Annotated in this window: 12 protein-coding genes; 6 read left to right on the top strand and 6 right to left on the bottom strand. The window is 59.4% G+C overall.

Annotated elements, in window-relative coordinates; genetic code table 11:
- The gene (gene mscK / locus L861_RS06990; RefSeq protein WP_081645837.1) at positions 1 to 3,357 is read right to left on the bottom strand and encodes a mechanosensitive channel MscK; all 3,357 of its coding nucleotides are present in this window, start codon (positions 3,355 to 3,357) and stop codon (positions 1 to 3) included.
- Positions 3,358 to 3,601: 244 nt separating this feature from the next.
- Here mscK and L861_RS06995 point away from each other — a divergent pair, with 244 nt between their 5' ends.
- The 5 genes from L861_RS06995 (at position 3,602) to L861_RS07015 (ending at position 6,164) form a co-directional block, all read left to right on the top strand.
- Positions 3,602 to 4,594: a phospholipase A gene (locus tag L861_RS06995; RefSeq protein ID WP_016416353.1), complete on the top strand. Its 993-nt coding sequence runs from the start codon at positions 3,602 to 3,604 to the stop codon at positions 4,592 to 4,594.
- A 70-nt stretch (positions 4,595 to 4,664) separates the two neighbouring features.
- Positions 4,665 to 4,997 (top strand): ElaB/YgaM/YqjD family protein, encoded by a 333-nt coding sequence (locus L861_RS07000; protein WP_016416354.1) that lies wholly within the window; start codon positions 4,665 to 4,667, stop codon positions 4,995 to 4,997.
- Positions 4,997 to 5,389, top strand: a complete 393-nt coding sequence (locus tag L861_RS07005; RefSeq protein ID WP_016416355.1) for a phage holin family protein — start codon at positions 4,997 to 4,999, stop codon at positions 5,387 to 5,389. Before L861_RS07000 ends, L861_RS07005 begins: the two co-directional genes overlap by 1 nt.
- Positions 5,379 to 5,690 (top strand): YqjK family protein, encoded by a 312-nt coding sequence (locus tag L861_RS07010; protein WP_016416356.1) that lies wholly within the window; start codon positions 5,379 to 5,381, stop codon positions 5,688 to 5,690. Before L861_RS07005 ends, L861_RS07010 begins: the two co-directional genes overlap by 11 nt.
- 15 nt (positions 5,691 to 5,705) lie before the next feature.
- The gene (locus L861_RS07015; protein ID WP_016416357.1) at positions 5,706 to 6,164 is read left to right on the top strand and encodes a CopD family protein; all 459 of its coding nucleotides are present in this window, start codon (positions 5,706 to 5,708) and stop codon (positions 6,162 to 6,164) included.
- Positions 6,165 to 6,175: 11 nt separating this feature from the next.
- On the opposite strand, the gene L861_RS07020 is transcribed toward L861_RS07015, so the two are convergent.
- Both L861_RS07020 and L861_RS07025 read right to left on the bottom strand, forming a co-directional pair.
- The gene (locus L861_RS07020) at positions 6,176 to 7,084 is read right to left on the bottom strand and encodes a CHAD domain-containing protein (protein WP_021029134.1); all 909 of its coding nucleotides are present in this window, start codon (positions 7,082 to 7,084) and stop codon (positions 6,176 to 6,178) included.
- Positions 7,085 to 7,240: 156 nt separating this feature from the next.
- On the bottom strand, positions 7,241 to 8,452 hold the full coding sequence (locus tag L861_RS07025) for a BaiN/RdsA family NAD(P)/FAD-dependent oxidoreductase (protein WP_016416359.1): 1,212 nt from the start codon (positions 8,450 to 8,452) through the stop codon (positions 7,241 to 7,243).
- Positions 8,453 to 8,840: 388 nt separating this feature from the next.
- Here L861_RS07025 and L861_RS07030 point away from each other — a divergent pair, with 388 nt between their 5' ends.
- Entirely contained in the window at positions 8,841 to 9,749 is a 909-nt protein-coding gene (locus L861_RS07030; protein WP_016416360.1) for a helix-turn-helix transcriptional regulator, read from the top strand.
- An 88-nt stretch (positions 9,750 to 9,837) separates the two neighbouring features.
- Here the strand turns inward: L861_RS07030 and L861_RS07035 are convergent, their stop codons facing one another.
- The 3 genes from L861_RS07035 to L861_RS07045 are packed head-to-tail and all read right to left on the bottom strand — an operon-like array spanning position 9,838 to position 12,591.
- Positions 9,838 to 11,127, bottom strand: coding sequence for a pilus assembly protein TadG-related protein (locus tag L861_RS07035; protein ID WP_027947563.1), 1,290 nt, complete (start codon positions 11,125 to 11,127; stop codon positions 9,838 to 9,840).
- 2 nt (positions 11,128 to 11,129) lie between these two features.
- A complete protein-coding gene (locus L861_RS07040; RefSeq protein ID WP_016416362.1) occupies positions 11,130 to 11,621 on the bottom strand; it encodes a TadE family protein in 492 nt (163 codons plus the stop codon).
- 22 nt (positions 11,622 to 11,643) lie between these two features.
- Entirely contained in the window at positions 11,644 to 12,591 is a 948-nt protein-coding gene (locus L861_RS07045; protein WP_016416363.1) for a tetratricopeptide repeat protein, read from the bottom strand.
- Positions 12,592 to 12,593 lie beyond the last annotated feature (2 nt).

Raw genomic sequence — 12,593 nt, forward strand, 5'->3', positions numbered from 1 at the left:
TCAAGTGCCTGTAGCAGCTGAAGGCCCCGTGGGTTTCGACATCACCTGCACCGCCTGGCCTTGGGCATTGTGCAGCCACACATCGAGCTGGTTGAAGGCGATGTCCACTCCATGTTCACGGAATAGCGCATCGACGCGTGTGTTGACTTCGTCGGCGGCATAGAGCCGGTCGGCCAGGGTATCGACGAAGATGCGCAGTTCGAAGTCGAGGGTGCTGGCACCGTAACTCATGAAGAATACCTGTGGCTCGGGGTCGGGCAGCACCCGCGAGTTCTCATCGGCAGCCTGACGCAGCAGTCGATGCACGAGATCTAGATCCGAACCATAGGCCACGCCATATTTGAGCACGACACGAGTGACGTTGTCCGACAACGACCAGTTGATCAGTTGGTCGGTGACGAAGGTCTTGTTGGGGATGATGATCTCCTTGCGGTCGAAGTCGGTCACTGTGGTAGCACGGATGCGGATACGACTGACGGTGCCATGCAAGTTGCCCAGGGTGATGGTGTCACCGATACGCACTGGCCTCTCGAAGAGAATGATCAGCCCCGAAATGAAGTTGGCAAAGATTTCCTGCAACCCGAAGCCCAGGCCGACACCCAGCGCGGCAACGAGCCACTGCAGCTTGTCCCACGTCACGCCGAGGGTCCCCAGCGATACCACCAGACCGGTCCCGACGATGACGTAGGAAAGCAGTGAGGTAATCGCATAGGCACTGCCCTGCTTGAGGCTCAGACGCGAAAGCACCATGACTTCCAGTAGCCCCGGCAGGTTTCGAGCCATTATCAGGGTCAGAGCCACGATGACCAGCGCGGTAACGATATCGGCCACACTCACGGCACTGGCGATCATGCCATCGGTTACGCCCTCTCCGCGGCTACCCTCCCAGATCGCCACCTGATCGAGGTAGCCGAGTACCGTCAGAAGATCGGCCCATACCAGGTACAGCACCAAGGCGAAACCGATGAACAGGATCAGCTTGGATAGCCTTAGCGATTGCTGATTGACCTGCTCCATGTCCAAGGGAGGCTCCTCGACCACCTCCAGACCGCCTTCGGCCCCTTCCTGCACTTGAGCGCGACGACGTGCCAAGGCACGACGATAGGCCAGGCGACGTGCCGCCACTGCCAGGCCACGTATCACCACGGCCTCGACCAGCACCCACAATCCCAATAGATACAGCGTGACGATGAAGCGACCAACCAGGCTCAGTGCGGTGTACTCGAACCCCAGCATGATCAGCACCAGAAATATCATCGGTACCGTCGCCAGCGCCAACCCCAGCAAGAGCCGAAACAACTTGATACCAAAGAATGGCGTATGGGCCATGATCAAGCGCACCATCGATACACTCATCGCTACCAATCCGGCTGCCATCAGCAATAGCGACGTCGGACGCTCCGCCAGAGTGGCGCCAGCCTCCTGGGTCAAATTACCAATCAGCAAGACGGGGATCAGTGCCACCCCCAGCCACAGCAGCAGCCAACGCAAGCGTGATGCATAACCGGACGGCCAGGTGAAATGCTTGGTCGCCACACCATCCTTGACCAGCAGACGTCGACAAAACGCGATGACAGCCCAGGCAAGTGCCAATTGCCACAACGCATGCCCCAGGGAAACACCGAACCCGCCACTACCGAGTGCCAGCGTCCAACCCGCAGCCGTCAACACCAACGGCCCAGGCGCCGCAAGCAGTAGATTGAGAGCGACCGCCAGTGGCGTGTGCCGCTGGGAATCGCGCTTGAGCCGCCCGACTTCCGAGTGCAGCGTATCCAGATATCTCTGGATACGACGCCGTAACCCCAGCAGTACCATGGCAAGCAAGACGAGCGGTGCTCCCCAACCGGCCGCTGTCTGTGGCCATTGCCACAGGCTGGCCAATGAAGCGCGCCACTCGCCCTGGGTCAGGTGGGCACGAAAGGTCGCTGGTAACTGGCGCAGCCACGTCATATCCAGCGGTCGCCCATTGGCAACCCAGAACAGTTGCTCATCAATGGTGGCGCGCAACTCACGGCTGATCGACAACAGTTGCTGCTGGTTGAGCTGCAGTTCGATCGCCGCGGTCAACAGACCGCCATATTCCTGTTCGAGTTGGTCGACCAGTTCACGACGAGACTGATAGAGCCGCAGCAAGGAGTCACTCAGCCCCGGGGTAGCCTCCACGCCCGCCTCTTCCAACCGCTGGTTGGCGAAACGCTCGGCATCCCGCAGGCTATCGCGCTGGCGTCCCAGTTCGAACTGCTTGAGTCGCAAATCGGCAATCTCTTCCTGCAGGTCGCGACGCGCATCGACCCGCGGCAAAGCTTGCTGCTGCTCACGCAGAATGCGCGACAATAGCTGACTGCCGCGGATGGCATCGATCTGTTCGACAAGGCTGCGCTGCAACTGGCGTACACGATCGAGCTCGCTACGCACCTCGATGCCTTCACGCACCAGGCGGTTGGTACGGTCGGTGGCACGCAGTAACTCCAGACTTAGATCACGGTTGATCTGCTGAGCACGCAGCACCACCGGATGGCCAGCGGCAATCAAGGGATCGTCGCGAGCGGCGTCGGCGATGGCCTGTTCCGACTGCAAACGACGCTGGCGGTCGATCACGCTTTGCAGCATCGAGAGCAGGGCCTGCTCCTCGCCCAACTGACGATTCAGCAAGTCGCGATGCTGCATGGCCAGCTCACGCAAGCGGGTATTGCCGGTCAGTTCGCGCTGGTGTAGGCGCAGCTCTTGCTCCGCGAGTTGCTGTTCGACCTGCAAGGCCATCAACGTCGGATCGTCCCCGGAGACTGGCTCTCGCTCGAGTTCTTCCAGCTCACGGCGATACTTCTCGAGACGTTGCATGGCGTCGGCAATCGACTGTTGGGCACGCTCGGGTACCGTCTGGGTGGCGATCAACGTCGCATTGACCGCGGCCTGCTGGTCCTGCAAACGCTGCAACGTCGCCAGCGATTCCTGCAATCGCGACTCCAACTCACCAGTCGGCAAGCTATCGAGATCTTCCGCCGACCAGGCAAATGGCTGCTCTTCCAAGCGCGACAGTTCACGCTCGAAACGCCGAAGTTCCTCAGGCGCCTGCTGAATCTGTTGATCCAGTTCAGCCAGGCGCTGCTGCGTGGCATCGAGGCGGTCGAGAGCGGCCAGGGTGCGGTTCAATGCCTCCAGGTCACGCGTTTGTGCCTCATCGGGGACGTCCACCGATTGCAATGCCTTCAGTTGCTCGGTTACCTCGTCACGCTTCGGCAACGGGGTGTCCTGCGCCTGGGCAGCACTCCAAACCAGCATCGATAGCGCCCACATGGCAAACCATGCAACGCTCTTACGCCATGCTGCCACCGATCCGTGACCATTTTGCCTGTTCATCTTCCCGACACCCGCCCCATCGATGTTTCCCGCCATTCATGTCATGGCGGCGATTGTCATGCCACCACGACCACTTGGCAATCACTTATCCTTAGCTTTTCACACAATCATTGACTTGCCGCTCTGGCATGGTAGAAACGGCTTTTACTAGCCTTCTTATCTCAAGGTGTTACGCATGAAATCGGCTAAATTAGCCATTGGACACGGACTCGTTTTTCTTAGCTTGATACATGCGCCCGGAGTCATGGCAAACGATGTAAATACCGAAGGAAATCTGACCCCGGCCGAACGAGAAGCCATCGAAACGCGAATCGAGACGTTGACCGCGGAAATACGCGAACTACGTACCCAGCTACACAGCAGTAGCAACGCTGGCGTGGCCGAGGCCCAAGTGGAAGAAGACCCAAGTACCGTTGCTCTGGAAGAGGCCGAGGAACGGCGCGAACTCGAGCGAGAATCGAGCCTCAATCCCTTTGCGATTACCACGTATCGCCGTAATTACTTGATGCCCTGGAGCTACAATACCAATCCCAACGGCGAAGATTTCCGCGAGCTTTCCGATGGGCACATCGGCAATGCCGAGGTCAAATACCAGTTCAGCGCCAAATTCAGCCTGGTCGAAGACATGTTCAACGACAATGGCGACCTGTATTTCGCCTATACCCAGCGCAGTTGGTGGCAAGCCTACAACTCCGAGGACTCCGCGCCTTTTCGCGAGACCAATTTCGAACCGGAAATCTTCGTCAGCTTTGACAACGACCTGACGCTGTGGGGCTGGACCAATACCCAGAACCGGGTCGCCTTCAACCACCAGTCCAACGGTCGCTCCGCCACACTATCGCGTAGCTGGAACCGGATCTACGCCGAAACGATCTTTCAGCGCGGCGACTGGGCATTCAGTGTAGCGCCACACTGGCGAGTCCCGGAGTCGGAAAGTGAAGACGACAACCCGGATATCGAACGCTACATGGGCTATGGCGATATCTCCGTCGCCAAGCGCATCATGGATACTCATGAAGCCAGTCTGCTGGTGCGCGGCAACCCGAGTGCCGGCCATATGGGGACCCAGCTCGATTACTCCTGGCCACTGTTCGGTAACATCCGTGGCTACGTACAGTACTACAACGGCTATGGCGAGAGCCTGATCGATTACAATCACCACAACAACCGACTCAGCCTGGGCTTCAGCCTGAATCCGTTGTTTGCCGGCCAGGCCGCCGGCCAGGCACAACGTTGAACCCCATTGTCATCGGCACTACCCCTGCTGCTATGCTGAGGGCGTCATTCATCGTCAGAGGAAGACCCAAATGGCAGATCGCAAGTCCAGTACCGAAGCCAGCACCGAGCAGCTCAAGGCTGATCTGCGCCACCTCTCCCAAACCATCGAAGATCTGGTGAAGGCAACCGCCGACGACTCCCGTAGCAATATCAAGGAGTTACGCGAGCGTGCCGAAAAGCGTCTGCATGACACGCGCGAACGCCTGGAAGCCCGGGGCGAGAGGCTTTACGGCGAAACCCGCGAAAGCGTTCGCGAGCAGGTCGATGCCTGCGACAGGTACGTGCACGACAACCCCTGGACCAGCGTTGGCATCGGAGCCGCCGTAGGTGTCGTAATTGGCATGCTGATTGGACGTCGTTGATGAGTGATCGCCACGGACCGGCGGAGCGTTTGTTCGTCGCCACCAAGCGACTGATTTCCAGCCTGATAAGAACCGGCGAGACGCGGTTGCGTCTCGCCGTGCTGGAGTTGGAGGAAGAGCGCGCCCGCCTGGTCACGTTGTTGATGTTGGCCGGCCTCAGCCTGGTACTGATGTTGGTGGGCCTGGCTGCGCTCACTCTGCTGGTCGTGGTGATCTTCTGGGACACGCATCGCCTGTTGGCCACTGGCCTTGCCGCCGGTGTGCTGCTCGTCAGCGGTATCGGTCTTGGGCTCTGGGTGCGCCGAATGGCCAGCCGTCCCACGTTGCTGAAGAGCACCCTCAAGCATCTCGCCACCGACCGTGAAATACTGGAGCGGCGCGATGAGTCATGATCGCCCTCCTCATCTGTCGTCGAGCCAACAGCGTGCCCTGAGCAAGGCGGAACTCGAAACCCGCATCGAGCAACAGCGCATCGACATCCTGGTCGAGTCGAATCGTTGGCGCGAAGCCAGCGGCGGCATCGATGCCGCCTGGCATACGCTGATGCGCTTCAAGGTGCCGCTACTTGCCGTGGGCAGCATCGTGTTGCTGCGTGGAACGAGAAACCCACGTGCCGTGTTGCGCGTGGGCAGGCGTGTCGCTACGTGGGCACTGCTAGCACGTCGTGCCCAGCGGTTATTGGGCAAGCGCTAAACGGGAGGCCCCATCATGTCACTCGCCATTGCCTTGCACTTGCTGGCCTCAACCATTTGGGTCGGGGGCATGTTCTTCGCCTACATGGCGCTGCGCCCGGTGGCCGCGGGACTGCTCGAACCACCGACTCGACTGACGCTGTGGGCCAGAGTCTTCGAACGCTTCTTTCCCTGGGTCTGGGCGGCGGTACTCGTGCTGCTGGGCAGCGGGCTGTGGATGACCTTCGCCGTTTTCGGCGGCATGGCAGGGGTCGGCTTGCATGTACATCTGATGATGGCGTTAGGCGTGATCATGATGCTGATCTTCCTGCATATCTACTTCGCGCCCTACCGCAGGCTGAGCCAGGCAGTAGAAAGGGAGGACTGGCCGGCGGGTGCCGTACAGCTTGGCCTGATCCGTCGCCTGATCGGCATCAATCTGATTCTCGGCCTGCTGGTGGTGGTCATCGCTTCAGGTGGGCGCTATTTTCCTTAGGCGTCGCAAGTTCATGCACTCGCTGCCTGAGCATGCCAATACGCCTTGAAACGCTTCCTCAGCGGCTTCGGCGGATCGGCATAGAGCAGTTGCCCCAGTTGTCTGGCTCGGGCACGTAATACTTCCTGACGCGCCTTGGCGAGTCGCTCCAGCGTCATTCGTTGCTCGACGCTGGCCTGTTGATGGTTGCTCAAGGTTTCCCGCAATACCGTCAGATCATGATCGTCACCCAGCAACTCGGACAACTCCTTGAGCGTATCGACACGCACTTTCAAGACAGGAGGCCATAGCCGCTCCAGCAAGCGGCTATGGTACCAGTGATACTTCACTGCCTTGCGCCATTCATGGAAGTCACTGTCCTGCCAGGTGTCATAAGCACCGGCAAAGGCTCGCCGACCACTTCCATAGGTCTGCTGCAACCCGGCGGCCAAGGCGCCAAACCCTGGCTTTCTCAATTGCCACCCAGGCACCCGTTGCCTGGCGGACCTCAAGGTCGCCGCGGCTTCCCGCATCCGCTTATCGGTCGTTCCATCCACATGCAGCATGGTTTGGCGTTCCTGCTCCAACAATTCTCTGAGCGGAGCCAATGCCAGTTTCTCGTCGGAGTCGTCGCATGACGCGATCAGTGTATCGTAGGTATCGACCAGCACCTGGGCATCCCGTGCCCCAGCAAGCAGTCTTGCGGTATCACGAAAGCAGGCATTCTCATCGCGATATACGCTTTTGGGCAACTCGCCACGCATGAGGCGCAATAGCCCTCTCAGCATTTTCATGCGCTTGCGCACTTGGTGGATATTGCGCGCCAGTTGCGCTGCATCGCCTTGACTCTCGAGTTCGCGTATCGCCTTCTTGAGCTGCTCGTCAGCAACTCGTTGCAGATTGTCCTGCATAGGCCGATCCAATCGGAGCGCGAATGCCACTGCCTTCCTCCTGTCGTGGGCGTTATTGTTGGTTGCGCGGTTGGAGATCCGGCTCGCTCAGGCACGTTCCAGATAACGGTTCATCTCGACCAATGAATCCATTTCATTGTAGAACGCCCGATGGGAAACGTGCTGCAAGTCGATATCGGCCTCGACCTACAAAGCCGATCCGCAAGCCACGCCCGAGGCCCAGGCCCACTGGAAGTTGTAGCCGCCAAGTTCGCCAGTGACGTCGAGCACTTCGCCGATGAAACGCAATTGCGGTAGGCCATTGACTTCAAAGGTCTTCGATGAGATCGCGCGGGTATCGACTCCACCCATGGTGACTTCAGCGGTGCGCCAGCCTTCGGTGCCAGCGGGCTTGATGCACCATTGGTTGAGGCGTAGCTGCCATTCATCGAGGCGGGCATTGGAAAGTTCGGCCAGCGGCGGATCCTCGCCGTACCACTCACCCAGTGACTGGGCCAAGCGCTTGGGTAAGTGCTCACTCAGCCAGGTGGAGAGCTTGCGCTTCGGGGTTTCACGACGTGCCACCGACAAGGCATCGAAAGCCTCGACCCCAGGCAGCAGATCGATCTCGAGTTCATCGCCGGGCTGCCAATAACTGGAAATCTGCAGCATCCCGGGGCCGGACAGCCCCCGGTGAGTGAACAGCAAGGGTTCGCGATAGCGACGATCACGGCCCGGTCCCTTGCGCTCTCCATCATGCAGGCTGCTCACGGCGATATCACAGGCGACTCCGGCCAGATCCGCGACTCGCGCCTTCCAGTGCGAGGTCAGGGTAAACGGCACCAAGGCCGCACGCGTCTCGGTAACCTCTAGCCCGAACTGGCGGGCAATGTCGTAGCCAAACGCCGTGGCTCCCATGGTCGGAATCGATAGCCCGCCTGTCGCCACCACCACGCTACCCGTCTCGATACGGCCCCGCGAGGTGTGTAAGCGCATACCTTCTCCATGACGCTCGAGCGACTCGACCGTGGTCCGAAGGCTGATCTCGACGCCGGCCCAGTCGCACTCGGTCAGCAGCATGGCAACGATGTCCTTGGCCGATTCGGCACAGAACAACTGCCCGGGCGCTTTCTCCACGAACTCGATGCCGTGTCGTTCAACCAATTCGACGAAATGCTCCGGACGGTAACGCTTGAGTGCCGAGATACAGAACGCTGGGTTGGCGGAGAAGAAATTGGACGGCGTGGTGTTGAGATTGGTGAAGTTACAACGCCCGCCACCGGACATCAGAATCTTCTTGCCAGCCTTGTTGGCATGGTCGAGCACCAGCACGCGCCGACCGGCATAACCGGCCGTCAGCGCGCACATCAGCCCGGCGGCACCGGCACCGATCACGACCACATCGGGTTGGGGCGTCATAGAACATCACCACTGGAATGGGAATCGTCGCAAAGGGCGGTGATTCTACCAGAGCGACGACTTACCGCCAGCCGCTTGGGTGACGCCTCTCAGGAATCCCATTGAAAGCACTCTCGTACTATTGCCATTGGCAAAAGTAACGTTAGCTACTACCCTTTCAGTAACTTATTGTAAAAAACAATAGGAAAAGTAGGGAAACTCGCTACATGCTTTTGCATGCTGGACATCGTGAAGAAAAGACTATTTCGCTGGTCTGCCAATACAAGAACGACTAAACTTAACTCAAAGTAACACAAGATTACAAAAAGAACCAATCAGCAAAAAGAAAAAAATCGAAGAATCTGAACACGTTGTCATTGCGACATCTAGGGAACGCGGGGGATCTTCCATGGTGAAGACTCATGACTATGTGCTTGTCGTGATCCGGAATCTTCAGGAAACATTTGATGACGGTTATCTAAAGACCCTGCGACAGCATGGTTATCGAATTGAGCTTGTCCCGGCGGGACAGGACCCGATTCCGACCATGGAGGCCCGCCCCCCCATCGCTGCCTGCTTCCAGTACGACTACCCCGACCTGCAAGGCCTGGCGGACCTGCGTGAGGCCAAAAAGCGCGTCTCCTCGGTTCCGCTGCTGATGATCACCCAGGCGCATTCGGAGCACCTGGCCGTGTGGGCCTTTCGTTCCCGGGTGTGGGACTACTTCGTGCAACCCATCGACATGCCGCGCCTGCTGGAAGTGTTTGCCAGCCTGCGCAGCGTAAGGCTACCCGGAAGTGCGAGCGTGGCTTCGAACATGGACCCGGATTCGAGAAAGGCGCTGGATGTCCAGAATGCCATCCCCCCCGAGGCACGCTTGCGCTGTTCCGGCCCCGGCGGCGAACAAGCGCAGCTCGACCGCGCGATGTCTTTCCTCGACAAGAACCTGCACCGCAAGATCGCGCAGGCGGAAGTGGCGGAAAGTTGCGGCTTGAGTACCTTTCAGTTCAGCCGCCTGTTCAAGCGCCTGACCGGCGTCACCTTCCAGGAATACCTGCTGCATCGGCGCATTGCCGAAGCCATGCGCCTGCTCGCCAACCCCAAGGTATCGATCACCGATGTCTGCTTTACCGTCGGATTTCGTGACCTTTCCTATTTCACGCGGGTCTTCCAGCGCTATGTCGGCCAACCCCCTTCCCGTTATCGCTTGAGCCTGGTCGACAAGCAGCAGGAACCGCAACCGCATCAGCACAAGATCGAGTTCGACCCCCTGGCGGCAACAGCGGCCCAGTTATCGTTAGCTCCGCTCAAGAGCTGAACGTCATTTCTATCATCTGTCAGTCATGATGAGCCGGCCCGTCTTCGACGGGCCGGTTTTGGTTGCAGACTCTGATTGATCACTGCTATCAATCGACGAGTACTGGTATCTCCGCCAGAATCCCGAAATTCTCTCCCCCCGTCTGGCCCTTGGGTTCGTGATAACTGCAACTGGGCAGGAAGTAGATGGTCTTCTGGCGCCAGCCGCTCTCCTGCGGGGAGCTGCTCCATTCGGCCAGGCTGCCATCGGAATCGCGAATGTTCATGGCATTGACGAAATCGTCCCAGCGCGTCACGCCATTGGGGTCGGCATTGCTCCAGGTGCCCGGCGACACACCGTCACTATCATCGGGCGGCAGTTCCATTTGTTGCGGGGCTTGCGCATCGATATTGTTAGCCTGATCGGTGATCCAGGCGATATTGAGATTCACTGCGCCAACCAGAGAGTTGCTGGGTGAAATACCACTCGAGCAGTCGACCACCGGCAGCGTCAGGCTCCATAGCCGCTCCTTGTCGGTCTCCGACACCCAGCAGTCAAACAATGCCTGGAATGCCGACTGCACCTGGCCATTGCTGGTGGTCATATCTTCCCCGAAGTTCAACTCGTCGGGATTGCCATCACCGCAGACCAAGTCCCTTATTTCACCGGCATTGGCTGCCCCGTTATCCCCCTGTTCGAAATTGGTCCAGCCGCCAGTCTGGTCGCCTTCGGGAATGAAACGCCCCACATCACAGGAATAGCCACTACCATCGACGAGGGCTTGTCGACACATGGCGATCGGCTGGTCGACATCCTCAGGGCGCAGCGAACCGGCATAGCCGATATAGGCCACTGCCCGTGCCTCAACCTCATAGCCATCGAAACCGAAGACACTGCCAAAGAACGCTTCCACCTTGGTCTGCTTCCTGGCAGTGACCACTTCCACGGCATTGATGAAGTTGAGATCGGCATCCAGTTCCGCAGTGCTGCGATCGAGATCCACCGGGTCCACGGAGTCGTTGGGGGTGAAGGTACGGGTGGCAAAGCTCCAGTGACCACGCAGCGCACTGATCACTTCCACCGACGAGTTCTGGCTATCATTGGCCTGTGCCGTATCAGTAGCGACCTTATTGGCACTATCAACAGTAGGGTCAACGATACCATCGTTGACACTGCTGCCATCCTCGAGATAAAGCACCCTAGCTCCGGCGAGTGCCCCCGCATCGGCGGCATTGTGTAGCTCGTTGCGTGCCACGTACAAGTTGCTGCCATCCACCGCCAGCGCGGTGAAGGCCAGCAGCATGAACAGCGACACCGCCAGCAACACCATGGAGACGCCGCCCTGGCGACGAGGCGAGCCGAATCGACCTCGGGAAATGGTTGCGAGTCGTGTGTTCATGATCATTCCGCCCTCATAACGATGGTGGAGGAGAGATCCAGCACACCGCCAAGGGTCTCGATGAAGCCCGGCAGCACCAGGTACTGGTAGGGATAATCGACGTTCACCGTCAGGTCATCGCCGGCATCGAAGCTGCCATTGGCATTGCGGTCGAAACGTTGGACCTCGATGGTCATATCGGCCGGCCCACCCAGCGAGATCAGATACTGCTCCGCGTAGTCGCAAACGGCCTGCCTGATGGCATCGTTCTCCGCGTTCGCAGCAGCGGCATTGCACTGCAGGGTGTAGGTGGCGAAATCCGGGCGCGGATCGGGCCGAAACAGGATTCCGGTCCGCGCGCCCTCGCGGGTGGCATTGGTCATGGTCGACTTGTCGAACAATGCGACACTGAACTCGATGATGCCGAACAATAGGAGGAACAGGACGGTCGCCGAGATGGCGAACTCCACCAGTTCCGACCCCTTCTGCTTATGTGGTGAACGCCCCATGTTCATCGTGCCCCCTCCCTTTCTCGTATCAATCGACCGCCAGCCCGCCATGGCGCCGCATCACCATATCCAGGTTGCGAGCGTTCTGACTGGCCGTGATGTAATAGGCCGGCGACAGGCGCATGGCTTCCTGGAAGAAATTCATCGCCTCGTCATAGCGCCCTTCCACCATCGAGATGTAGCCGATGTCGTTATAGGCCTTGGCACGGTTGCCGTTGCGAGCCATCGCCTCGATGGCGAAGTCGTAATCGCCTTCGCGGGCATACACCAGCCCCAGGTTGCGCCAGGCCAGCTCGTAACGGGGGTTGGCGCTCACCGCCTCGCGCAGCGCCTGGCGGGCGCCCGGCAAGTCGCCGGCCAGGTATCGCGAATAGCCGAGGTTGTTGAGCACACGTGCCGAACGTGGGTTAGCTTGCAGGGCCTGTTGATAATGCTCGGTCGCCTGCTCGTGCTCGCCGCGCATATCGGCGATGATGCCCAGCGCGTTATGCGCCTTCCAGGGCGCATTGCCACGCGCGACGATGGGTCGTAACTGCTGTTCCGCCAGCTCGAACTGACGCTGCTGCAACAGTACGATACCCAATCCGGTTCCGGCCCAGGCATGTTGCGGCTCTAGCTCCAACGCCCAGCGGTAGGCCAGGTCGGCGAGACGATAGTTGCCCCGCTCATGGTGGATGGCACCGATCTTGTAAAGCGGATCGGCCTGGGGGGCCTTTTCCAGTTGCAGGCCGCGCAGGTATTCGAACAATGCGCGGTCCTCGTCGCCGGCATTGAGCGCGGCATCGCCATTGCGATAGGCCTCGGCCGGCGACGCCACCGGGAAGGCGGTGCTGTAGACCGCCGTCGACTCACCGTCGTAGAGCGCGCCATAGGCATCCGAGCCACCATGGCGCGAACCGTTGGAGGCACAGCCGGCCAAAGCAACACTGGCCAGCAACGCCGTGACGATCATGGGTTTGCGAAGCTTGGGTGACATGA

This window comes from Litchfieldella anticariensis FP35 = DSM 16096 (assembly GCF_000409775.1).
In the GTDB taxonomy this organism is placed as follows: Bacteria; Pseudomonadota; Gammaproteobacteria; order Pseudomonadales; family Halomonadaceae; genus Litchfieldella; species Litchfieldella anticariensis.

What these genes read in the sequence shown, in the direction of transcription:
- mscK (WP_081645837.1), bottom strand. Translation starts at nt 3,357, where the DNA reads ATGAACAGGCAAAATGGTCACGGATCGGTGGCAGCATGGCGTAAGAGC.
- L861_RS06995 (WP_016416353.1), top strand. Translation starts at nt 3,602, where the DNA reads ATGGCAAACGATGTAAATACCGAAGGAAATCTGACCCCGGCCGAACGA.
- L861_RS07000 (WP_016416354.1), top strand. Translation starts at nt 4,665, where the DNA reads ATGGCAGATCGCAAGTCCAGTACCGAAGCCAGCACCGAGCAGCTCAAG.
- L861_RS07005 (WP_016416355.1), top strand. Translation starts at nt 4,997, where the DNA reads ATGAGTGATCGCCACGGACCGGCGGAGCGTTTGTTCGTCGCCACCAAG.
- L861_RS07010 (WP_016416356.1), top strand. Translation starts at nt 5,379, where the DNA reads ATGAGTCATGATCGCCCTCCTCATCTGTCGTCGAGCCAACAGCGTGCC.
- L861_RS07015 (WP_016416357.1), top strand. Translation starts at nt 5,706, where the DNA reads ATGTCACTCGCCATTGCCTTGCACTTGCTGGCCTCAACCATTTGGGTC.
- L861_RS07025 (WP_016416359.1), bottom strand. Translation starts at nt 8,452, where the DNA reads ATGACGCCCCAACCCGATGTGGTCGTGATCGGTGCCGGTGCCGCCGGG.
- L861_RS07030 (WP_016416360.1), top strand. Translation starts at nt 8,841, where the DNA reads ATGGTGAAGACTCATGACTATGTGCTTGTCGTGATCCGGAATCTTCAG.
- L861_RS07035 (WP_027947563.1), bottom strand. Translation starts at nt 11,127, where the DNA reads ATGAACACACGACTCGCAACCATTTCCCGAGGTCGATTCGGCTCGCCT.
- L861_RS07040 (WP_016416362.1), bottom strand. Translation starts at nt 11,621, where the DNA reads ATGAACATGGGGCGTTCACCACATAAGCAGAAGGGGTCGGAACTGGTG.
- L861_RS07045 (WP_016416363.1), bottom strand. Translation starts at nt 12,591, where the DNA reads ATGTCACCCAAGCTTCGCAAACCCATGATCGTCACGGCGTTGCTGGCC.